Below are 21088 nucleotides of genomic sequence, written 5' to 3' on the forward strand. Positions count from 1 at the left end.
ACAGGATATAGGAATAAAGTAACTGCTTTTCTGGCAATATACCAGGATCATCTGTAAAATATAAATAGATAAATAAGTAAGAAGGAGAATATTATGGAATACGGATGTGCAAGCTGCGGAGTTACATTTAATTTACTTAACACAGGATATTTATATGTGAAGGGAAGCAGGGAGATACCCAGGATATTTTCTCAGGCAATGCCTTTTCGAAAGGGATATGCCATTTCATTCAGCAGTGAAGCAAAATTAATTGAGTTGGTGGAAACATTGCTGTCTTCCATAGGGGAGGAGATTCTTGAAGGCAATATCATGCCATCTTTAAATCAATATTTCCCCGTGTATCCTCTTGGTGAAATAGCTGTGAGAATTCAGAATTATAAAATTGTAGATATGATTCAGTCTACAGACTTTACAAGCTTTTTTCAGCCTATTATATCATTGAAGGATGATCGTGTATTTGCCTATGAATCTCTATTGCGCGATCCAAAAGGAAGAATATCTCCTGGTGATTTATTTGAAGTTGCCCATAATGCCGGAATGCATAGCCTTTTAGATCAAAAAGCGAGGGAAACAGCAATACGGACACGTTCTGCAAAAATACAGGATGGCATTAAGAGCTTTATTAATTTTTTGCCTTCCACCATTTATAATCCTGAATTCTGTTTGAAACATACTTTTCACAACGTTAAAAAGTATAATGTCAATCCTGATGATTTGGTTTTTGAGGTCGTTGAAACCGAAAAAATTATTGATATCGATCATCTTAAGGAGATTTTCAGAGTGTATAAAAGAGAGGGCATCCAAGTGGCGCTTGATGACTTTGGAAGCGGACATTCAACGTTGGATGTACTAATTAGGCTCGTTCCGGATTATGTGAAAGTGGACCGGTCAAAAATAATGTATTGTGACCAAGATGCTGAAAATCAAGAATATTTAAGAGAATTAGTGAGGATTTCAAAAGAACTCGATATAGCCGTGCTTGCAGAAGGGATAGAAAGACAGGAAGAGCTGGCATTTTGCAGGGATATTGGCATGAATCTTGCGCAAGGATATTTTTTAGGCAGGCCGCAAAGCGAACCGGAGATATTCAGCAGCAGCATGGTGTAAATCCCTAGTTTCATACATAAAAACAGAAGGCAGGCGGATAATCCGCCTGCCTTCTGTTCGATCCTGCTATAAAAGTACAGTAAGTCGGAGGTTTCTATTATTGATCGAATGGAATGATTTGCTGCACTTCTGTTTTTTGCTGAAGCAAATTCATCCGCATGACTACATTTTGCAGAATGCCGATCGACAGCATAAGCAGCAAAAGTGAAGAGCCTCCATAACTGATAAATGGAAGTGTAATACCGGTTATTGGAATCAATCCAGTCACACCGCCTATGTTAATGCACACTTGAATTCCAATCATTGATGAAATGCCGATCAGCAGCAGGCTGCCAAAGGGGTCTTTGCATCGTGCTGATAAAGTGAAGCCTCTCAAAACAATAAATCCAAGCGTTAACAAAACAAATAAAACGCCAAATATACCTAATTCTTCCGCAATGACAGACATGATAAAATCTGTATGAGACTCAGGAAGATATCCGTATTTTTGAGTACTGTTTCCAAGTCCGACCCCTTTAAGCCCTCCTGATCCTATCGCTAAAAGAGAATTGGCAAGCTGATATCCATCATCCCCTGCTTTTCCTGCCCCAAAAGGATTGGATAACCCGTTAAACCTTGAAAGCCTCTCTTTCGAAAGAACGGAAGAAAGGTTCCCGGTTACAAGCATACCGAGAGCAAATATCCCGGCGATGCCAGTACCCAGCACACCCAGCTTACCAAGGCTCTTCCATGACATCCCTGAAGAAAGTATGATGGTACCGGAAATCGCAAGAATGATCATCGCGCTTCCGTAGTCAGGCTGAAGAATGATCAAAAAACAAATTAAAACCAGAAAGACAATAGGAGGGATGACGGCTTTATCGATGTTATTGATCCTGTCCTGCCTTTTTCCGTATATGGCCGATAAATAAATAATCATTGCCAGTTTGGAGAATTCGGCAGGCTGAATGGAGGTAGATCCGAATTTAATCCAGCTGGTTGCATTTCCGGCTGTGTGTCCAACAAGTGTAACCAGAACCAGGAATAATGACATGCCAAGCATCATAATCATAAGGAATTTTTTATTTTGATACGCCTTATAAGGAAAAATCATGGCTGCAATCATTACAATGAATGAGAAGATCATGGCTAGTTTTTGTTTTTGATAAAAATAATCCATAGTTTGTCCATAACGGGCCACTGCTGTTATCATACTTGAACTGTATACCATCACTAATCCAAATAAGCAGAGTAACACAACAGCTATGAACATGGGGTAATCATAAGCTTTTAGTATTCTTTTCAATTGTGCTTCACCTCTGATTTTGCGTACGCATTGCATGGAACGCTTTCTTCTATAGTAACTGAAAAAGCGTATAATGATAATAGAATTCTAATCTTTTTTCAAGAAGTAAATCAATAATAAATGACTATTTATTGAATGTTAAACCAGAATACCTGATTTATTTCCGGAATTTGGGTGTGCCCTTCTGTTTGGATACGTGAATTTCCCCGGGAGACAATTTTTGGGAAACTGAAAACGGAATTTGAGTAAAAAAATGATTGCCATTATTCCTGATTTTATATATAATATAAATAAATTAATACTGATTTCCTTTCAAAGGGGAGTAGCGTTAGGGTTCGCCCTAAAACAAAGTCGTCAATTCGTGGATGCAATATCCATCGGCTTTGTTGACATGATTTCATGTTCAGCAAGACCTTTGCCTATGATGGCAGAGGTCTTTTTATTTTATCCGGACCGAAGTGCCAATACTGATAGGGAAAAGGAAAAATTCTTATATCGGAGGCTGGGTTATGGATGCTACATTACTAATGGAATACGGATGGGTACTTTTGATACTTGTCGGCCTTGAAGGGATTTTGGCAGCTGATAATGCTGTGGTTATGGCTGTGATGGTCAAACACCTTCCTTCTGATCAGCAGAAAAAGGCACTTTTTTATGGTTTGCTTGGAGCATTTATTTTCCGGTTCCTAAGTTTGTTTCTAATTTCTTACCTGGCAGATGTTTGGCAGGTTCAGGCGATTGGGGCTGCCTACCTGTTTTTTATCGCCGGCAAGCATATATTCAGCAGGAATCCCGCTGAAAATCAGAAGAAAATATCCAAAGAAAAGAAAAAATCGGGATTTTGGCTTACTGTATTGAAGGTTGAAATTGCTGATATAGCTTTTGCTGTGGATTCAATGCTCGCAGCAGTGGCACTTGCCATAACCCTTCCGGAACTCGGCTGGATGAAAGTGGGCGGAATTGACGGGGGGCAATTCACCATTATGTTCCTCGGAGGGATGGCTGGTCTTATCATAATCCGATTTGCTGCCAATTCTTTTGTGAAATTACTTAAAAAAAGGCCATCTCTTGAAACAGCAGCCTTCTATATTGTTGGCTGGGTCGGTATGAAACTGGCGGTTTTTACACTTGCACATCCGTCAATAGGAATACTTGATAAGCATTTCCCGGAATCATTAGGCTGGAAACTGGTTTTCTGGATTGTTTTAATCGGAATTGCTGCCGGGGGATATATATTTTCCAAGGAAAAAGACAGCGGTACTCAAGAAGCATAAAGGGAAACCCGGATAAGAGCCATTCTTAATCCGGGTTTTTTTGTTGCTCTGCAAAAAAATGCCTTCTGATGGGTAAAAACCATTTGCTTTACAAGGCTTAGCCCCCCGGCTTCCCAAAAAGAATTAGCCGGTTTCTGAAGTGAATTTTCAGATGATGGTAAAAAAGGTCTATGAAACAACAAACAAAATAGCGAAAATGGTTCTTTTGGTACTTTTATTCACGCTTCATGACCCTAAGAATGGATATGTTGGCGTCTTGCAGGCGAAAACAGGAACGGGGTGAGAAGATGCTTGGCATGTTATTTGCGGCATTTAAAAAAGAACGCTCATTAGAGATTACCGTAAAAAAAATACAAGAAGGAGATATCCTCCTTCGAAACGAAGTTATTCAATCCTTTAAGCCATTCATTGCCAAAGCAGTTTCAGCCGTTTGTAAACGATACATAAGCGAGTCAGATGATGAGTTTAGCATAGGCATGATTGCTTTTAATGAAGCCATAGATAAATTTACTCCTGAAAAAGGCAGTTCCCTGCTGTCATTTGCAGATACACTTGTGAAAAGAAGAGTCATTGATTATCTCAGGAGCCAATCAAAAAATAATGAGCTGCTTATAGATGTAACGGCAGATGATGATGAATATAGCCAGTCCTTCATAGAATCAGAAAAATCAATGCAGGAGTTTGATAAACAAAATGATTCAAAAAAACGAAAAGAAGAAATCTCTCTGTTTCAGGAGCGGTTAAGGGCCTTTAATATTTCTTTTTCTGATCTTGTCAAAAATTCACCTAAACATTCTGATGCCAGGAAGGGAGCGATTGGCATAGCTCACACACTAATGGAGGATCCGGGGTTAGTTGATGCGGTCTATAAGAGTAAACGCCTTCCAATCAAGCAACTGGAAAAAGTGGTTAAGGTCAGCAGAAAAACAATTGAGAGGAATCGAATCTTTATTATTGCTATGCTGATTATATTGAATGAAGATTTTTTATATCTTGGAGATTACTTGAAAGGGGCAATTGATAAATGAAAAAGGGAATAATTTTATCAATAGATCAACGTTTCATCACAGTATTGACCCCTGATGGCGAATTTTTGCGTACATTGCGCGAAAAGCGTGCATATGAAGTTGGAGAGGAAATGATTTTTACGCCAGTTAAACGCGATAACAAGCATTTCCCCTTTTCCTTTTCATTTTTCAAAACCTCATCTTTTGCCATTATAGCCATTCTTTTAATTACATGTATCTTTTTTCCCGGAAATGCTGGGAGCAGGGTTTCAGCCTACATGACTTTCGATGTGAATCCAAGCATTGAGCTTGCACTGGATGATCATTTGCATGTCATAAATTTAAATGGACTAAATCCTGATGGGAAAAAGGTTATCAGTAAACTTCCTGACTGGAAAGACGCTGATGTAAAAATAATAACCAGCCAGATTATCAGGACCACCAACCGACTTGGATATTTTTCGGATAATAAACAGATTGTTGTTTCTACTACCATTCTTAATAGAAATAAAGAGCTTGATAAACGTTTAGATAAAGAATTGGATGAGGTATCTAAGGATACTGAAGTACCTGATACTAAAATGAAGGTAATCGCGGCTACAGAGAAAGACAGAAAGCAAGCAAAAAAACAGGGCATTTCAACAGGCAGGTTAATAGAGAGTGAAAAGGAAAAAGCAAAAAGCAAAAGGAAACAGGGTGAACCAATTAAAAGTCGGAATACAAACGGAACAAAAAGCATACATCACACAGTTCCAAAACAAGTTCAAAAACCATTAAAGAAAATAAAGACGAAGACCTCTAAACAGGCTGTGTATCCACAAATATTAAAAAAGAGAACAAGCACAACTATTTCACAAAAATCGGGTATTAAACACCGGAAAATAAATCATGCTGAACCACGATCCAAAAAGCATACTGCGTTTTTAAAGCGAACGAGACCAATAACAGCAGGTGATAAAAAAAGAAATCATCAACATACATTCAAGCCAAGACAGCATTATAAGCACGAACCTACCCATTCATATCACACTCGTCACAACAATAAAGAAAAATGGAAAAAATCCAGGGGGCATCATCACTGGAACCACTCTAATAATAAGGGGAAAATGCAAATCAATAAAAGAAATAAAGGCAAGGACCCGGCATAGCCGGACCCTGTAATAGCTAAAGCAAATGCTTGCTTATATATCATGGGAAATTCCATCATGTATTCAATTTTTATGCATTAATCTCTATTAAGCTGAGCCTGTGCTTGCTGCACCAGACGTTTGGTGATTTCTCCGCCCACAGATCCATTGGAGCGTGATACGGTGTCTGATCCTAATGTTACGCCGAATTCCTGGGCAATTTCATACTTGATTTGATCTAAAGCCTGCTCGATCCCTGGAACCAGCAGTTTATTTCTGCTATTCGCCATTAGAATGATCCCCCTTTATAATTTCTTTAACAGCCATCCTACGGCTGTAAATTTAGTATGGGCGGGATTTTTCTTTTTATCTATAGCGGCAGGCATTTTGTAATGGAAGCATAGGTTATAATTGCAAATGCCGATAAGATGTGCTCAATTAACAGCAGGAAATTTACTTTTAAAAAGTAATGTAAAATCTTCCATTATCATTACCCTCAAAATAAATAATGTTTTTTGAATTTTCGGTTAAATAGTTGAAATATATAGAGAAAGACGTATACTTAACTTAATACTGACCGGTTGGTTAGTTGCAATTTTGCCTGTTTTGCCGTTGCGGCTTGGGTATGGGAGGAGGAGTTTTTATTTGTAAACGCATTCATAATTGCGCTGATGTCTTAATAAAAAAACGTTTAATAACACTGGCATTTTTGCCCGGAACACTTTTTTACCTTGAATTTCATTGAATGAAGATATTGGAGGGAACTTGATGAAAGAAAAAGTGTGGCTGTCCGTATATCCTGAATCAATCAGCAAAGAAATTGAAATACCTGACAAAACTCTGCCCCAAATCCTTCAAGAAACAGCACAGCAATTTCCCCATAACCATGCAATTACTTTTTACGGCAGCAAAATTAACTACCAGGAATTAAATCATGCAGCGCTCTCCTTTGCAGAGGCTCTGCAGACACAGGGAATCAAAAAAGGAGACAGGGTTGCAATCATGCTGCCGAACTGCCCTCAGTATGTCATAGCCTATTATGGAATTCTTTCGGCAGGCGGCATCATTACACAGGTGAATCCCATGTCTGTAACCCGTGAACTTGAGTATATTCTTAATGACTCTGGAGCCGAGATGATTGTCGTGCTAGATGATTTTTATCAAAGGGTAAAAGAAGTGCAGCCGCGTACGGCAATTAAGAAGGCCGTCGCTGTATCACTTGGTGCTCCTGCCAAATTGGCTGAGGAAGACATCACCTTTGAGGCTTTTTTAAAAATGGGGAACGGACAGCCTGCTGTGCCCGAAATTGATACAGAACATGACATTGCCGTTCTGCAATACACGGGCGGAACTACAGGGCTCTCTAAGGGAGCAATGCTCACTCATAGAAATATACTGGCCAATGTTATCCAGTCCTATGAATTTTTCAAGCAGGAAATAGAATTGGGCAAAGAAAGATTTTTGACAGTCATCCCATTATTTCATGTGTTTGGCATGAGCTCTGCCATGAACTTTGCTGTATACACAGCAGGTGACTCAATCATGCTTCCGCGCTTTCAGCTCGAAGAAGTATTACATACAATCAAGCAGGAACAGCCGACCATTTTCCCGGGAGTGCCGACGATGTATGTGGCTATTAACAGCCACCCGAATGCTGAGGAATTCGGGATAAATTCAATCAGGGTCTGCAATAGCGGAAGCGCACCGATGCCTTTGGAGCTTCTGAGAGAATACGAAAAGAAAACCGGCTCTAAAATTTTGGAAGGGTATGGATTGTCTGAAGCATCTCCTGTAACACATTGCAATCCGATGTTTGCCAAGCGAAAACCAGGGAGCGTAGGCATAGGAGTTCCGTCCACACAATATAAAATTGTCGATTTGGCAGCTGGCACAGATGAAGTGGAGGCTGGAGAGCTGGGAGAATTGATTGTAAAAGGCCCTCAAATTATGAAGGGATATTGGAATATGCCACAGGAAACAGCCGCTGCCCTTAAGGATGGATGGCTGTATACAGGTGATATAGCGAAGATGGATGAAGAGGGTTACTTATATATTGTCGATCGTAAGAAAGATCTGATCATAGCGAGCGGCTATAACATTTATCCAAGAGACGTAGAGGAAGTCATTTATGAACATCCCTCTGTCAAGGAAGCTGTGGTTATAGGAATTCCAGATAAATATAGAGGGGAAAGCGTAAAAGCAATCATCGTACTTAAAGATGGAAAAACGGTTTCAGAAGATGAAATCAGTCATTTTTGCCGCGAAAATCTGGCTGCTTATAAAGTTCCGCATTTTATTGAATTCAGAAAAGAGCTGCCAAAAACGAATGTTGGAAAAATTCTGAGAAGGGCATTAAGGGAGGAAGCACAGTCACAAATAAGCAGGTGATTTTTGTAGTTGATTATCTTGCCTGCTGATGGTGCTGCCATCCTGATTGACAATGTCATTTTAGAAACACTGGATGTATGCAGAAGGAGGAGAAACGATGAAAAAAATCGAAAGAATTTCTGTGATCGGGGCAGGGCAGATGGGCCATCAGATTGCCATGCTGTCGGCACTTGCGGGATACGAGACGATTCTTCAGGATGTAGAAGAAAAAGCCTTGAAAAGTGCTGATGAAAAGCTGCACAGCATTTTAGATAAATGGGCGGCAAAAGGGAAGATAAAGGAAGATGAAAAAATGGCAGCGTTTCATCGCCTGCAATACTCAACAAGCATGGAAAAGGCTGCAGAAAAGGCGGACATGGTGATTGAAGCAGTAGTTGAAAAGCTGGATGTTAAAAAGGCCGTTTTTGCCGAGCTGGACAAACTGGCCCCTCCAGATGCCATACTCGCTACAAACAGCTCTACTATTGTTAATAGTCTGCTGGCTGAAGCAACAGGCAGGCCGGATAAAGCAGTGAATATGCATTTCTTTTTTCCTCCGCTTATCATGGATTGCGTGGAAGTGGTCATGAGTGAAAAAACATCTAAAGAAACAGCTGATGCCGCCATGGAAGTGACTAAAAAAATGAATAAGACTGGCGTTCTTCTTCAAAAAGAAATATCCGGGTTCGTTGCAAACCGCATACTTGGCGCACTTCAAAGGGAAGCCGTTTATTTATATGAAGAAGGAATTGCCGATTTCAAGGACATTGACCTTATTTGCAGGACGGCTCTGAACCACCCGATTGGGCCTTTTGAATTAATGGACCTTTCAGGAATAGATGTGGGCTATTTTGTTATGCAGCAAAGATATGCAGAAACGGGGCGGCCAGAAGACAAACCATTTGCATGCTTGGAGGAAAAGATGGCACAGGGGCATTTGGGAAGAAAAACCGGTAAGGGATGGTACGAGTACGGTGCAAAAGAATCGGCAGCAAAATAAAATCGGCTGAAATAACATGGTTTTCAAATCAGTGTGGAGCTTGCTGACAGTTTAAGCGGATTAAAACTCAAAAGGTGTTAAGCGGAGATTGTGTGCTATATAGGGATATCGGCGATACGCCGTCCTCGCTTAATGTAAATAAGCAGGAAAAGTGCCAAGGGGGAGGAAGTATGCGGGATATAGAGGTGAATGTAAGATTTTGTGAAACAGATGCACTCGGTCATGTAAATAACACAAGCTATTTTATATATCTTGAAGAAGCAAGAATCAAGTTTTTTGAAAGCTTAGGCTACAAAATGGATGCGAACAATTGGAATTTCATATTAGCATCTGCCCATTGTGATTTTATTAACCAGGGCTACTTTAACCAGCTGCTGACCATTACCACGTATGTAACGGAAATAGGGAATAAAAGTTTTGAGATTTCACATGACATTCTTTGTTCTCAAACAAAGCAGCTGATCGCGAAGGGAAAAGCGGTTATGGTGTATTTTAATTTTGATGAGCAAAAAAGCGAAAAGCTTCCGGAAGTGCTGAGGGAAAACCTGTCTCTATATATACAGGCTCCTTCTTTATAAACAAAAAAATACTAAGCTGCTAAGGATGATTATGATGAGATTTCAGCAATCAATTGCATTGGTTACAGGAGCAGGTACTGGTATTGGCAAAGCTGCTGCATTAAGGCTTGCGAGTGAAGGTGCCAGGGTGATTCTGACAGGCAGGACGAGGCAGACGCTCGAGGAAACAGCACATGAAATAAACGATGGAAAAGAAAGGAAAGCTGAGATTTTCTGTGCTGATGTGACAGATGAAAAAGATATTCTTTCCTTAACGAATTATATTAAAGAAGAATTTGGGGATTTGCAGATTTTAATCAATAATGCGGGAGGATCCAAGCAGACAAGCATTCTTGAGACCACAGAGAGAGAGTGGGACATGGTTCAAAATGTGAATTTAAAAAGTGTTTTTCTGGTATCTAAGCATCTTGGCAGATTAATGTACGAGTCTGCAGAAAAAAGCGGCACACCCTGGAAAAACAGGGCTATAGTGAATGTGGCTTCGTTATCCGCCCACCAGGCTGGGGCTAATATCCCGCACTACAGCGCAGCTAAAGCAGGTGTTATGAATTTAACGAAATCGCTCGCATTTGAACTTGCTCCTGCTGGCATCCGCGTCAATTCAATTTCACCGGGATTCGTTGAAACTCCTCTTACTGAAGAGGGCCTTTTGAATGAGCATTTTCAGAAATCAATTAAGAGGAATACAGCTTTAAAGCGGGTTGCCAAACCTGAGGAAATTGCCAATGTCATAGCTTTTGCCGCTTCCAATGAAGCATCCTATATGACGGGCAGCGATATTTTGGTGGACGGCGGCTGGCTGATCATGTAAGAGGAGGGGAAATTGGTGGAAAATGAAGATATCGTAGTGAATATTAAGGATGGCCTGATGCATGTCACACTGAATCGTCCGGAGAGCCTGAATTCATTCAGCCCTGATATGATATCTGGTTTGTCACAGGCAATTAGTGATGCACAGGAAAGTACGGAAGTGAAAGTTATGATTGTATCAGGAGCAGGCAGGTCTTTTTCTGCAGGCGGAGATGTGAAAACGATGGGGCAGGCCACAGCACTGGAGACATATGAGCATATTGGCAAGCTTAATCAGTGCATTGCTGCCATACAGAATTCAAAGGTCCCCATTATTGCAGCAGTTCATGGATATGCTGCTGGAGCGGGATTCAACCTGGCACTTGCCTGCGATTTGATTGTAGCCGAAGAAGGCAGTAAATTTGCTATGAGCTTTTCACAGGTAGGGCTTGTTTCTGACGGAGGAGGATCATATTTTCTGCCCCGCCTTACAGGGCCTTACCTTGCTAAGCAGCTCTTCTTCAGCGGTGAGCCTATGGCAGCCCATCGGCTTTATGAACTTGGAATACTGCACTCAGTTGTGCCTGCAGGACAATTGAAGGAAGCAGCAGCAAATCTCGCTGTGAAATTGGCGCAAGGTCCTGGAATAGCCTACGCAAAGATGAAACAGCTGATACATCAGTCATATACGTCAAGTCTAGAAGAAATGTTAGAGCAAGAAAGGCTGACCCAGACTTTAATGATTGCTACAGAAGATCATTTAGAGGGCATTTGTGCTTTTAAGGAAAAAAGAAAACCTGTGTTTAAGGGCAAATAAGGACAAAGAGGTGTTTTATGAAAGCTATTCAAATTAGTAAGTATGGCGGACCGGATGTGCTAGAGCTGATTGATATGGAAAAACCCGTGCCTGCTCCAGATGAAGTCCTCATTGAAATACATGCGTCTGGAGTGAATTATGCGGATACCGCAAGAAGAGAAGGCCAGTACGTCGTGCCAACTCCGCTTCCTTTTATACCAGGAGCGGAAACGGCAGGCATCATATCGGAAGCGGGAGCCAGTGTAAGCAGTGATTTGAAGCCTGGAACCAGGGTAGTGTGCCTTGTGGATTCAGGCGGCTATTCGGAATATGTCCGGGTTCATGCAGCCTCTGTCATTCCAATCCCGGATGATATGGATTATCAGACTGCGGCCTCGATACCGCTTCAGGGGTTAAGTGCTTACCATATCCTTAAAACAATGGGACGTGTGCAGAAGGGAGAAACAGTCCTTATACATGCAGCTGCAGGAGGTGTCGGTCTCCTTGCCGTCCAGCTGGCAAAAATATTCGGGGCGGGCAAGGTTATCGCAACCGCAAGTTCGCCTGAAAAATTAAAGCTTGCAGAGGATATGGGAGCGGATGTGCTTATTGACTATACGGAGGAAGGATGGGAAGAGAGGGTTTTAGAGGCAGCAGAGAAAGGCGTCGATGTGGCCCTGGAAATGGCTGGAGGCAGCGTATTCAAAAAGACACTAAGATGCCTGGCACCATTCGGCAGGATTATTGTTTACGGAAATGCCAGCGGAGAGCAATATAAAATGAATCCTCAAATACTGATGCGAAGAAATCAATCCGTAATGGGGTTTTTTCTGCCGCAAATTATGAAAAAGCCTGAGCTTCTTCAATCAAGCATTAATGAATTGTTTGCCTATGTGAATGATGGCAGGCTGAAATTATCTATTGGCGGAGTGTATCCTCTCGATCAGGCTGCAAAGGTACATAAAGACCTGCAATCACGCCTGACAAAAGGCAAGCTGATATTAAGCATAAAATAAACGAAAGCCTGCAGGTTTCACATTGGATCTGCAGGCTTTCGCTTTATTTAAATTCGTCCCTCAAAACGTGAAATCCCCAAATTCATCTTTGCAGCTCCTCACTTTAAAATTCCCTTTCTGAATCCCTCAGCGACGGCTTGAGACCTGTGTTTCACCCCTAATTTTCTGTTCACTGATGAAAAGTAATCCCTAACCGTGAACTCGCTGATTTTCATGAAGGAAGCCATCTCTTTTAGTGAATAACCATCGGCAAGATGCTGAAGGACTTCTGTTTCCCTTCTGCTGAGTAGCAAAGTGGTATGAGCAGAGGCTTTGATGTTTTCGGCTGCATGCTGAAAATACATGTACAGCTGCTTAATATACATGTTTAAAATAGGGGCATCTCCTGTATATCTGTCCATGAATACACATCCTACCACAATGTTAATTCTGCTGATCGGGACAATAGCCAGGGAGGTTAAATCAAATTGCCGGATATACTTTTCAGGAAAAGAACTTCTGTTTTTCCGGGTGTCAATAAAGAGAGGCTCATTGTTCATAACAGCAAGATAAACGGACGGAATTGAGCGTATGTCCTCTTTAATCCAATCCATATTGTTTACTTGGTTATTTTCCACCTGAAAAATTCCTTCGCCGATATAATTTAATAGAGAGAAAGTAAAGATTGAAGCTCGTTCGAATGGAAAAAAAAGCAAGGCACCCCGTACAATCAGTTCTGTTCGTTTTTTTAAATCATGAATGGACGAAACTTCTTTCAAATAATTACTTACTTTATTATCCAGCATTCGACTTTTTTCACCCCTATATTTTCAGATATTTAAGGTTGGTCACATTCATCGTACAATAATATGTAAGCCCTTACAATAATTAGCGTGTTTAATGGTTTGAATGGAAGGAGGAAGCAGAATGAATGAAAAAAGAAGGATGATCACCACTAGCAACAGAGGATTGCAGGAGGATTCATTTCCATACCGCCTTTATCAAAAAGCAAAGAGGTTTGGCATCTGGAATCCTTCTGACATAGACTTTTCACAGGATAAAGAGGATTGGCGAACCTTAAACAAGGAACAGAAAAATGAGATATTGAGGCTGATCTCGCAATTTCAAGCGGGAGAAGAAGCAGTAACACTTGATCTGCTTCCGCTTATGTTTGTCATTGCTAAAGAAGGGCGACTGGAAGAGGAAATGTACTTAACGACTTTTTTATATGAAGAAGCGAAGCATACTGAGTTTTTCAGGCTGGTTCTTAATACTCTGGGAGAATACGATGATTTATCGCTGTTCCATTCAGAAACCTATCACAAAATCTTTGGAGAAATACTGCCGCAGGCTATGGAACGGCTGATTACGGATTCATCTCCAGAAGCCATTGCCGAAGCTTCAACTGTTTATAACATGTTTGTAGAAGGTGTTCTGGCAGAAACGGGATATTTTTCTTTTTATCAATCTTTGGAAAAAGCCGGAATCATGCCGGGACTGCTAAAAGGGATTTCTTATTTGCAAAAAGATGAATCAAGGCATATCGGCTACGGAACCTTTCTGCTTCAGCGCCTGATCAGTGAGCATCCGCATCTGTATGAGTGTATTGCCGGCAAGATGGAGGAATTAACTCCATTAGCAATAAAGCTTAATCAGGAAGGATTCAGCCAAAACGTGAGTACATTCGGCAACTCGACGGAAGACACAATGAATTTCACCATGAAGCAGCTCTCTGTCCGAATGGAGATCCTCTCAAGGGCAAGAGGGAAAAAAGCCGAAGAAATCTTCAGGGTGCAGGAAAATGAGTTAGGCGTATTTTAAGGAAGATGAGGAGGAATGAATAGTGGCAGTTAACGCAGATGTAATGACTTTTCCCTTATTCATCAATGGAAAATGGGAGCAATCAGGAAATCAAGAATTCTTTGATGTTTTTAATCCTGCGAATGGAGAAGTTGCAGCAAGGGTCGCAAAGGGAACAAAAGAGGATGTTGACAAAGCGGTTACTGCAGCAAGAGAGGCTTTTGACCATTCCGATTGGAAAATGATGAAGCCCAAAGAGCGCTCCAATGTCCTTCATAGCCTGGCCAGGCAAATCATAGCCAATGCAGAGGAACTGGCCTATCTGGAATCTATAAGTTCGGGAGGCACAATCCGCCGAATCGGATCTAATGATATTTTGCAAATGGCGGATTTATTTCAGACTCTGGCTAATTTTGTTCTGCAATATCCTTTTTCTGAAACATTGCCAAGCCCGCCTTTTCCAGGACCGGCCCATAATTTTATATGGAGGGAGCCGATTGGTGTTTGTGCGGCCATTACTCCATGGAACATGCCCATGCTCATCGCATGCTGGAAAATAGCACCTGCTCTTGCAATGGGAAATACAGTGGTGATAAAACCTGCCAGTTATACCCCCCTTTCAACGCTTAAACTGGCAGAAATTTTATCAGCAGAATTGCCTGATGGAGTACTTAATGTTGTAACAGGCTCGGGATCAGAAGTAGGCGAAGCCCTTGTGAGCCATCCTAAGGTGGACAAAATTGCATTTACCGGCTCTACAGAAGTCGGCAGGAAAATCATGGCGCTCGCTGCAGGGACGATAAAACATACGACTCTCGAGCTTGGAGGAAAATCACCCAATATCATTCTCGAAGATGCAGAACTGGACATTGCAATTCCTGGAAGTTTATTTGGGGTATTTTTGCACTCTGGCCAATTATGCGAATCAGGAACCCGCCTATTTGTTCCGGACCATCTTCATGACATTATTGTTGAGAAGCTTGTCCAGCTTGCTTCGAAGCTTAAACCAGGTAATCCTCTAGACAGCCGCACGGATATGGGGCCGGTCATTTCAAAAAAACAAAAAGAATCCATATTGGCGTATATCGAAGAGGGAAAAAGGGAGGGAGCGAGGCTTGTCTGCGGCGGAAAGGAATGGTCTGTGCCGGGCTGCGAAGGCGGACACTTCATTGAACCGACCATCTTTACGGATGTTACCAACGATATGAAAATTGCGCAGGAAGAAATATTCGGGCCAGTTCTTACAGTCATCCGCTACTCTTCAGTGGACGAGGCAATAAAGATGGCCAATGATACTATTTATGGATTGGCAGCCGGTGTATGGACAAAGGATGTTAATAAGGCTTACAAAGCTGCAAGAGAACTGCAGGCAGGTGTTGTCTGGATCAACGATTGGCATATGCTCCGCAATGATGCTCCTTTTGGCGGATACAAGCAAAGCGGCATTGGCAGGGAAATGGGAAAGCATTCTTTAGACGCATATACACAGTTAAAGCATGTCCATACTTCGATGGTGCCTGAGATTGAGCATAAAAGCTGGTATGGTTTATTATTTTCAGAAACTGACGAGGGGTGAGATGATGTTAAACAATACGTATTCTTCTTTCATGCTGCGGACAGCCATTTACAGCGGCTCCAATACCCGTGCACTTGTACCTGGCCTGTTTCAGGGCCTTGGAGCAAAAAAAGTAGTTTTATTCAGTGACAGAGGATTAGAAAAAGCAGGCATTGTGGATAAAGTTTCGGAAATATTCGATTTGTCACAGTATGGGACAGGTCCTGAACTTGCAGGCATCTATTTAGATATCTCACAGGACGCAGAAAGCCAATGTGTGAATGCCGCAGCGCGTTTTGCCAGGGAGAAAGGGGCAGATGCTTTATTAGCAGTAGGCGGAGGAAGTGTTCTTGATACCGTCAAGGGAGTGAAATATTCGCTGCATAAAGGCCTTTCCGATATCAAAGAAGCTATCCCGGGCGGCCTTTTATTCGAATCATTCCCTCAGGCGAATTTCATGTCCATCCCGCATATTGCGATACCAACTACTGCAGGAACAGGCTCTGAAGTCTCTCCCATAGCTGTAATTTATAATGAAGAAATTAAAATGAAAACCAATATTATCAACCCTTTCATCAATGCTGACATGGCTATTTTAGATCCGGATCTAACAGTGAAGCTTCCGCCGTTCATAACAGCTTTTACAGGATTTGATGCACTTACACACGCCATTGAGGCCCTAGCATCGCCATATGCCACCCATTTTACCGATGCACAGGCTCTCCATGCCATCCGCCTTATTGAAAAGAACCTGCTGCTTGCCGTTAATGATGGAGAAAACCTCGATGCGAGAATGGCCATGCTGCAGGCAAGCAACATGGGAATAACGGCTTTCAGCTTTGCGCTGCAAGCCATCCCGGTCCACAACTTTGCGCATGCATATGGTGCCATGTTCCGTATTCCTCATGGACTTGCTAATGGTGTTTTCCTGCCTGTTGTGATGGAAAGGATTCCACATTTATATCTGCCGAAAGTAATGGAACTTGGGGAAGCATTAGGAATCGGCATCCGCCATCTTGATCATGAGGCGGCTTTAGAAAAGGTCATTGAAAAGATTCGCCTGTTGCAGTTTAAATCAGGGCTGCCAAGAGATTTCTCTGATTATCATATCAGCTATGAAAATGTCAGAGATACAATCAAAGCCGTAAGCATGGATCCGGCATCGGTGTTTTTTCCAATGCCTGATGAACTTATTCAGGCAGTAGGGGAAGCTGTGGTTCCTGTGAGCGTAAAATAATAGCTGTTTTCATAAACTTTGCTGCAATGTAACATGCAGTTGATTTCCGCTCCAGGATGCCCGATTTAACAGTGGGATCGCCTAACAGAACTCATTAATAACTACAGTCTTGAAGAAAAGAGCCAAAGGACTGCTTAGGCAGTTTGCTGCAATCACAAAAATACATCATGTAAGGAGGCTCCGCCTTTTTGCTTGGTGTATTTTCTTTGGGACCGTATGGCAGGATAGAATACATGAAATATCAAACACTAATAGAAGGACTCCTGCTGCAATCAGAATTAACGGAGATGACTGCGGGGGTTCAATCATTATATTCTGCAAAGGGGATATGCGAGCCATGAAAAGAAAGGCAAATGTTGACGGTGCCGTAAAGGCAAGTAAAACACCTAAGAAAAACCAGGGTACAGATGAGTTTTCTAATGAATTTGCAGCTGATGAAAATCCAATGAAGGGTGCAAATCGAAATTCAAAGCAAGGGAGAAAAGGAAGGATATAAATGGGGTCTGAAAAAAAGAAGTCACAAGAAAAAGAACAGGCAAATAATGTACGTGAAGAATTTGGTGAAGAATTTAATGGAGATATGAATGCCGCAAAAATTTTTGACGTCCTTCTGTCCGGCAGCACCAAAAAGAAAAGTAAATAAAGAAAATGGCCAGAGGGTATCTGGCCATTTTCTGAATGAAGCAGCTTACTTATTTGCCTGCAGTGTTTTTTCTTCTGTATATGAAAAAATGGAAGACCCTATCCCTGAAGGATCAAAGTAGGATAGCATGATACCCCGCGCCCGTACAATACTTCCTTTTTTCAGGTATTCATTCAGATCAAATGGTATTTCCTCAAGCATGGTATGTTTATATAAATCCTTTTCATTCAATTGAAGATTCTGGTAGCCTTCACCAAGAATTGCCCCATTCTGCAGAATTGTTTCGTAAATCGCCGTTCTCTCGGCCTTTTCAAAGGATTGTTCCCACCAGGGTTTTCTTGGCTTGTATTTTTGAGTGTTGAAATAATCGTATTTCATAAATCCGACAGCAATATCCAGTTCAGCGATCTTTTTGTCCTGAAGGAACTGGTGAAGCCTGCGGAATAAATCCTCCAACTGATGCCCGATCCTTGACCAGCCCTGCTGGTCCCAGTATGTTCCAAACTCCTGGAAGAAGTCAAAAGCAGAATCGAAAACGCGTGTCACAAGGAATTCGATTGTCTGGTTCATCCGATGATCATTCCAGTATTTTTCCAAAACATCCTCAACTTGTTTAATCCTGACAATATCATCGAATGAAAGAACATTATTGCCAAGTATTTCGTAGGGTGAATAATCACTATATATATACTGATGATCGCTGGCCCTCAGCTTGAGACCGGTGCCCCTGAGCATCTTGAGGAATCCCAGCTGAAGTTCTTCCGGCCTTAATTCAAATACATCATTAAATGTTTTTCGGAATGTTGAATAATCCTCTTCTGGAAGCCCTGCAATCAAATCAAGATGCTGATCGATTTTTTGGCCTTCCTTTACCATCGTAACAGTTCTGGTCAGCTTTTCGAAGTTTTGTTTGCGTTTTACCAATTCATTGGTAGGGTCATTGGTGGATTGTACCCCAATTTCAAAGCGGAATAATCCAGCTGGTGCATGGTCATTCAGAAATTGAATAACCTCAGGTCTCATGATATCCGCAGTTATTTCAAATTGAAAGACCGTGCCGGGAAGATGTTCATCTATTAAAAATTGGAACATTTCCATGGCATAGCTTCTGCTGATGTTAAAGGTTCTGTCGACAAACTTAATCGTTTTGGCGCCATTTTCCATAAGATAGCGAATATCATTCTTGATTTTTTCACGGTCGAAATATCTTACTCCAACTTCTATGGATGATAAACAAAATTGACAGTTGAAAGGGCAGCCCCTGCTTGTTTCGATATAAGTCACCCTTTTTGAAAGATGCTGCTGATCTTCTGCAAATCGGTAGGGTGATGGCAATTCCTTTAAATCCAGTTTTGAAATTTGAGGATGGATAATCTTTTTATCATTCTCCCGATATGCAATTCCGCCAATTTTGCCGAATTGCTTTCGTTCTCCTTTAAGTTCAGCCAGAAGTTCTTTAAACGTTGATTCGCCTTCGCCAATAACGATAAAGTCAGCTTCAGGTATCCGGTCAAGCCAATGTGAAACATCGTAAGTAACCTCCGGACCGCCCAAAATAATGGTTATTGCCGGATTAATTTTCTTTAGGGTCTGAATGACCTCGATCGTTTCCTCGATATTCCAAATGTAGCAGCTGAATCCGACTACATCAGGTTTTTTTGAATAAAGATCGCCTACAATATTCATGATTGGGTCTTTTATGGTATATTCAGCAAGCTTAACGACAAAGTCGGGTTCTGCATATGCTTTCAGATAACGGATTGACAGGCTTGTGTGGATATATTTTGCATTTAGGGTACTAAGGATTATATTCATATGTTTACAGCGTGTTTACGCGTTCTCCTTTCGGGAAGGAATACTCCATCCATTACTAACATTTTATTTTACCATAGTATAGTCATTTGAACAGATGAAAATAACAATCTGGGGAACAAGTTAATTAAGATGATGGAAGCGGGGAGTCAAATATTACTGATCATAAGCCAGCAAATGACCCTCACTTGAATAAGCGAGGGTCATTTGCTTTTAACTGATTGGATTTTTATTTGCATCCCTTACCATTTCAATAAACAGTTCAATAAAACGGCCGTCATTTGTAAGCTCTGGATGAAAGGCACTGACTAGAATATGATTCTGCCTTGCCGCAACAATTTTATCATTCAATGATGCTAAAACTTCAACATCACTGCCTGCTTTTTCAGCATACGGGGCACGAATGAAGACAGCAGGGAAGGGTTCGGGCAGGCCTTTAACATCAAGCGGTATTTCGAAACTGTCGCGCTGCCGGCCAAATGCATTGCGCTTGACTGAAATATCCATAAGATTTAGATGGGCGTCTTCGGAATCTGATAATTGTTTGGCGACCAGTACCATTCCTGCACAAGTACCAAAAATGGGCTTTTTTTCTTCAGAAAATTGCTTAATCGGCTCGATAAAACCATACTGATCCATAAGCTTCTTAATGGCGGTGCTTTCACCGCCTGGAATGATCAGCCCAGCGATTTCCTTAAGCTGTTCTGCTTTTTTTATGACAACAGCATTTAACCCGGCTCCCTGAATTTGTTTCATATGTTCTGCTACTGCACCCTGCAAGCCTAATATACCTATTGTCAGCATATTACCAGCCGCGCTCCTGCATGCGGTCAGAAGGCTGAAGTTTAGAAATATCAAGCCCCTTCATGGCTGTTCCAAGTTCTTTTGAAAGATCTGCAATCAAACTATAATCAGTATAGTGGGTGGTTGCCTGGACAATGGCTTTTGCAAATTTTTCAGGATGATCAGATTTGAAGATTCCAGATCCTACAAAAACTCCGTCCGCTCCCAATTCCATCATAAGGGCAGCATCAGCAGGCGTTGCAATACCTCCTGCTGCAAAGTTAACAACAGGAAGACGGCCTTCTTCCTTAATTTGTTTTAAAATTTCAAAAGGGGCACCAAGCAGCTTGGCTTCTGTCATGATTTCATCATCATTCATGCTGGCCAATTTGCGCACCTGGGCATTAACTTTTCTCATATGGCGCACAGCTTCTACAATATTGCCTGTCCCTGGTTCTCCTTTTGTGCGCAGCATAGATGCCCCTTCTCCAATGCGGCGCGCAGCTTCTCCTAAGTCACGGCAGCCGCAGACAAATGGAACGGTATAGGTGCTCTTAAGCAAGTGATACTCTTCATCTGCAGGAGTAAGAACTTCACTTTCATCTATATAATCCACACCCATCGCTTCAAGAATGCGGGCTTCAACGATATGGCCGATTCTTGCTTTCGCCATTACAGGAATCGTGACGGCATTCATAACTTCTTCTACAATACGCGGATCAGCCATTCTCGCGACTCCGCCTGCTGCCCGGATATCAGATGGAACACGTTCTAAAGCCATGACTGCAACCGCTCCCGATGCCTCGGCAATTTTAGCTTGCTCAGCATTAATAACATCCATAATGACGCCGCCTTTTTGCATGCTGGCCATCCCTCTTTTTACAGCTTCAGTTCCTAATGTTCTTTCCATCATCATCAGCATCCTTTATGTAA

Annotated in this window: 23 protein-coding genes; 17 read left to right on the forward strand and 6 right to left on the reverse strand. The window is 41.7% G+C overall.

All coding sequences use genetic code 11. The features are described 5' to 3' along the window. Window positions 1–93: 93 nt before the first annotated feature. A complete protein-coding gene (locus ACN6MY_RS08900; RefSeq protein ID WP_419883628.1) occupies window positions 94–1107 on the forward strand; it encodes an EAL domain-containing protein in 1014 nt (337 codons plus the stop codon). A 97-nt stretch (window positions 1108–1204) separates the two neighbouring features. Here ACN6MY_RS08900 and ACN6MY_RS08905 read toward each other — a convergent pair whose 3' ends face one another. Next, the gene (locus tag ACN6MY_RS08905; protein WP_419883629.1) at window positions 1205–2392 is read right to left on the reverse strand and encodes an FtsW/RodA/SpoVE family cell cycle protein; all 1188 of its coding nucleotides are present in this window, start codon (window positions 2390–2392) and stop codon (window positions 1205–1207) included. A 509-nt stretch (window positions 2393–2901) separates the two neighbouring features. On the opposite strand from ACN6MY_RS08905, the gene ACN6MY_RS08910 reads away from it, so the two are divergent. From ACN6MY_RS08910 to ACN6MY_RS08925, 4 genes are all read left to right on the forward strand, one after another. Continuing rightward, on the forward strand, window positions 2902–3666 hold the full coding sequence (locus tag ACN6MY_RS08910; protein WP_419883630.1) for a TerC family protein: 765 nt from the start codon (window positions 2902–2904) through the stop codon (window positions 3664–3666). Between the two features lie 151 nt (window positions 3667–3817). Then, the gene (locus ACN6MY_RS08915) at window positions 3818–3949 is read left to right on the forward strand and encodes a hypothetical protein (protein WP_419883631.1); all 132 of its coding nucleotides are present in this window, start codon (window positions 3818–3820) and stop codon (window positions 3947–3949) included. A gap of 4 nt (window positions 3950–3953) precedes the next feature. Next, window positions 3954–4694, forward strand: coding sequence for an RNA polymerase sigma factor SigI (gene sigI, locus ACN6MY_RS08920; protein WP_419883632.1), 741 nt, complete (start codon window positions 3954–3956; stop codon window positions 4692–4694). Further along, the gene (locus tag ACN6MY_RS08925) at window positions 4691–5821 is read left to right on the forward strand and encodes an anti-sigma factor domain-containing protein (protein ID WP_419883633.1); all 1131 of its coding nucleotides are present in this window, start codon (window positions 4691–4693) and stop codon (window positions 5819–5821) included. Before sigI ends, ACN6MY_RS08925 begins: the two co-directional genes overlap by 4 nt. A 77-nt stretch (window positions 5822–5898) precedes the next feature. On the opposite strand, the gene ACN6MY_RS08930 is transcribed toward ACN6MY_RS08925, so the two are convergent. Then, window positions 5899–6090 (reverse strand): alpha/beta-type small acid-soluble spore protein, encoded by a 192-nt coding sequence (locus ACN6MY_RS08930; RefSeq protein WP_090987831.1) that lies wholly within the window; start codon window positions 6088–6090, stop codon window positions 5899–5901. A 478-nt stretch (window positions 6091–6568) separates the two neighbouring features. On the opposite strand from ACN6MY_RS08930, the gene ACN6MY_RS08935 reads away from it, so the two are divergent. The 6 genes from ACN6MY_RS08935 (at window position 6569) to ACN6MY_RS08960 (ending at window position 12346) form a co-directional block, all read left to right on the forward strand. Then, window positions 6569–8188 carry a long-chain-fatty-acid--CoA ligase gene (locus ACN6MY_RS08935; RefSeq protein ID WP_419883634.1) on the forward strand — a complete coding sequence of 540 codons (1620 nt, stop codon included), beginning with the start codon at window positions 6569–6571 and terminating at the stop codon, window positions 8186–8188. Between the two features lie 97 nt (window positions 8189–8285). Further along, window positions 8286–9167, forward strand: coding sequence for a 3-hydroxyacyl-CoA dehydrogenase family protein (locus ACN6MY_RS08940; RefSeq protein WP_419883635.1), 882 nt, complete (start codon window positions 8286–8288; stop codon window positions 9165–9167). A gap of 170 nt (window positions 9168–9337) precedes the next feature. After that, window positions 9338–9745: an acyl-CoA thioesterase gene (locus ACN6MY_RS08945; protein WP_419883636.1), complete on the forward strand. Its 408-nt coding sequence runs from the start codon at window positions 9338–9340 to the stop codon at window positions 9743–9745. A gap of 34 nt (window positions 9746–9779) precedes the next feature. Then, window positions 9780–10556 (forward strand): SDR family NAD(P)-dependent oxidoreductase, encoded by a 777-nt coding sequence (locus ACN6MY_RS08950; RefSeq protein WP_419884121.1) that lies wholly within the window; start codon window positions 9780–9782, stop codon window positions 10554–10556. Between the two features lie 15 nt (window positions 10557–10571). Then, window positions 10572–11351 carry an enoyl-CoA hydratase/isomerase family protein gene (locus ACN6MY_RS08955; RefSeq protein WP_419883637.1) on the forward strand — a complete coding sequence of 260 codons (780 nt, stop codon included), beginning with the start codon at window positions 10572–10574 and terminating at the stop codon, window positions 11349–11351. Window positions 11352–11368: 17 nt separating this feature from the next. Further along, a complete protein-coding gene (locus ACN6MY_RS08960) occupies window positions 11369–12346 on the forward strand; it encodes a quinone oxidoreductase family protein (protein ID WP_419883638.1) in 978 nt (325 codons plus the stop codon). A gap of 98 nt (window positions 12347–12444) precedes the next feature. On the opposite strand, the gene ACN6MY_RS08965 is transcribed toward ACN6MY_RS08960, so the two are convergent. Continuing rightward, window positions 12445–13131: a response regulator transcription factor gene (locus tag ACN6MY_RS08965; protein WP_419883639.1), complete on the reverse strand. Its 687-nt coding sequence runs from the start codon at window positions 13129–13131 to the stop codon at window positions 12445–12447. Between the two features lie 121 nt (window positions 13132–13252). Here ACN6MY_RS08965 and ACN6MY_RS08970 point away from each other — a divergent pair, with 121 nt between their 5' ends. From ACN6MY_RS08970 to ACN6MY_RS08995, 6 genes are all read left to right on the forward strand, one after another. Further along, window positions 13253–14146, forward strand: coding sequence for a R2-like ligand-binding oxidase (locus tag ACN6MY_RS08970; protein WP_419883640.1), 894 nt, complete (start codon window positions 13253–13255; stop codon window positions 14144–14146). A 22-nt stretch (window positions 14147–14168) separates the two neighbouring features. Next, window positions 14169–15701, forward strand: coding sequence for an aldehyde dehydrogenase family protein (locus ACN6MY_RS08975; protein WP_419883641.1), 1533 nt, complete (start codon window positions 14169–14171; stop codon window positions 15699–15701). Window position 15702: 1 nt separating this feature from the next. Then, entirely contained in the window at window positions 15703–16917 is a 1215-nt protein-coding gene (locus tag ACN6MY_RS08980; protein ID WP_419883642.1) for an iron-containing alcohol dehydrogenase, read from the forward strand. 188 nt (window positions 16918–17105) lie between these two features. After that, entirely contained in the window at window positions 17106–17258 is a 153-nt protein-coding gene (locus tag ACN6MY_RS08985; RefSeq protein ID WP_419883643.1) for a hypothetical protein, read from the forward strand. Then, window positions 17255–17413, forward strand: coding sequence for a hypothetical protein (locus tag ACN6MY_RS08990; protein WP_090987846.1), 159 nt, complete (start codon window positions 17255–17257; stop codon window positions 17411–17413). Before ACN6MY_RS08985 ends, ACN6MY_RS08990 begins: the two co-directional genes overlap by 4 nt. Then, window positions 17414–17560 carry a hypothetical protein gene (locus tag ACN6MY_RS08995; protein ID WP_419883644.1) on the forward strand — a complete coding sequence of 49 codons (147 nt, stop codon included), beginning with the start codon at window positions 17414–17416 and terminating at the stop codon, window positions 17558–17560. A 45-nt stretch (window positions 17561–17605) separates the two neighbouring features. Here ACN6MY_RS08995 and ACN6MY_RS09000 read toward each other — a convergent pair whose 3' ends face one another. The 3 genes from ACN6MY_RS09000 to pdxS all read right to left on the reverse strand — a co-directional run bounded on the left by ACN6MY_RS09000 (window position 17606) and on the right by pdxS (window position 21065). Next, window positions 17606–19375 (reverse strand): B12-binding domain-containing radical SAM protein, encoded by a 1770-nt coding sequence (locus ACN6MY_RS09000; protein ID WP_419883645.1) that lies wholly within the window; start codon window positions 19373–19375, stop codon window positions 17606–17608. A 210-nt stretch (window positions 19376–19585) separates the two neighbouring features. Continuing rightward, window positions 19586–20176, reverse strand: a complete 591-nt coding sequence (pdxT, locus tag ACN6MY_RS09005; RefSeq protein WP_419883646.1) for a pyridoxal 5'-phosphate synthase glutaminase subunit PdxT — start codon at window positions 20174–20176, stop codon at window positions 19586–19588. Between the two features lies 1 nt (window position 20177). Beyond that, the gene (pdxS, locus tag ACN6MY_RS09010; RefSeq protein ID WP_419884122.1) at window positions 20178–21065 is read right to left on the reverse strand and encodes a pyridoxal 5'-phosphate synthase lyase subunit PdxS; all 888 of its coding nucleotides are present in this window, start codon (window positions 21063–21065) and stop codon (window positions 20178–20180) included. Between the last annotated feature and the right edge of the window lie 23 nt (window positions 21066–21088).

Source organism: Peribacillus sp. B-H-3, assembly GCF_048572925.1.
In the GTDB taxonomy this organism is placed as follows: domain Bacteria; phylum Bacillota; class Bacilli; order Bacillales; family DSM-1321; genus Peribacillus.

Coding starts and splice junctions, on each gene's coding strand:
- ACN6MY_RS08900 (WP_419883628.1), top strand. CDS start 94: ATGGAATACGGATGTGCAAGCTGCGGAGTTACATTTAATTTACTTAAC.
- ACN6MY_RS08910 (WP_419883630.1), top strand. CDS start 2,902: ATGGATGCTACATTACTAATGGAATACGGATGGGTACTTTTGATACTT.
- ACN6MY_RS08915 (WP_419883631.1), top strand. CDS start 3,818: ATGATGGTAAAAAAGGTCTATGAAACAACAAACAAAATAGCGAAAATG.
- sigI (WP_419883632.1), top strand. CDS start 3,954: ATGCTTGGCATGTTATTTGCGGCATTTAAAAAAGAACGCTCATTAGAG.
- ACN6MY_RS08925 (WP_419883633.1), top strand. CDS start 4,691: ATGAAAAAGGGAATAATTTTATCAATAGATCAACGTTTCATCACAGTA.
- ACN6MY_RS08930 (WP_090987831.1), bottom strand. CDS start 6,090: ATGGCGAATAGCAGAAATAAACTGCTGGTTCCAGGGATCGAGCAGGCT.
- ACN6MY_RS08935 (WP_419883634.1), top strand. CDS start 6,569: ATGAAAGAAAAAGTGTGGCTGTCCGTATATCCTGAATCAATCAGCAAA.
- ACN6MY_RS08940 (WP_419883635.1), top strand. CDS start 8,286: ATGAAAAAAATCGAAAGAATTTCTGTGATCGGGGCAGGGCAGATGGGC.
- ACN6MY_RS08945 (WP_419883636.1), top strand. CDS start 9,338: ATGCGGGATATAGAGGTGAATGTAAGATTTTGTGAAACAGATGCACTC.
- ACN6MY_RS08950 (WP_419884121.1), top strand. CDS start 9,780: ATGAGATTTCAGCAATCAATTGCATTGGTTACAGGAGCAGGTACTGGT.
- ACN6MY_RS08960 (WP_419883638.1), top strand. CDS start 11,369: ATGAAAGCTATTCAAATTAGTAAGTATGGCGGACCGGATGTGCTAGAG.
- ACN6MY_RS08965 (WP_419883639.1), bottom strand. CDS start 13,131: ATGCTGGATAATAAAGTAAGTAATTATTTGAAAGAAGTTTCGTCCATT.
- ACN6MY_RS08970 (WP_419883640.1), top strand. CDS start 13,253: ATGAATGAAAAAAGAAGGATGATCACCACTAGCAACAGAGGATTGCAG.
- ACN6MY_RS08980 (WP_419883642.1), top strand. CDS start 15,703: ATGATGTTAAACAATACGTATTCTTCTTTCATGCTGCGGACAGCCATT.
- ACN6MY_RS08990 (WP_090987846.1), top strand. CDS start 17,255: ATGAAAAGAAAGGCAAATGTTGACGGTGCCGTAAAGGCAAGTAAAACA.
- ACN6MY_RS08995 (WP_419883644.1), top strand. CDS start 17,414: ATGGGGTCTGAAAAAAAGAAGTCACAAGAAAAAGAACAGGCAAATAAT.
- ACN6MY_RS09000 (WP_419883645.1), bottom strand. CDS start 19,375: ATGAATATAATCCTTAGTACCCTAAATGCAAAATATATCCACACAAGC.
- pdxT (WP_419883646.1), bottom strand. CDS start 20,176: ATGCTGACAATAGGTATATTAGGCTTGCAGGGTGCAGTAGCAGAACAT.
- pdxS (WP_419884122.1), bottom strand. CDS start 21,065: ATGGAAAGAACATTAGGAACTGAAGCTGTAAAAAGAGGGATGGCCAGC.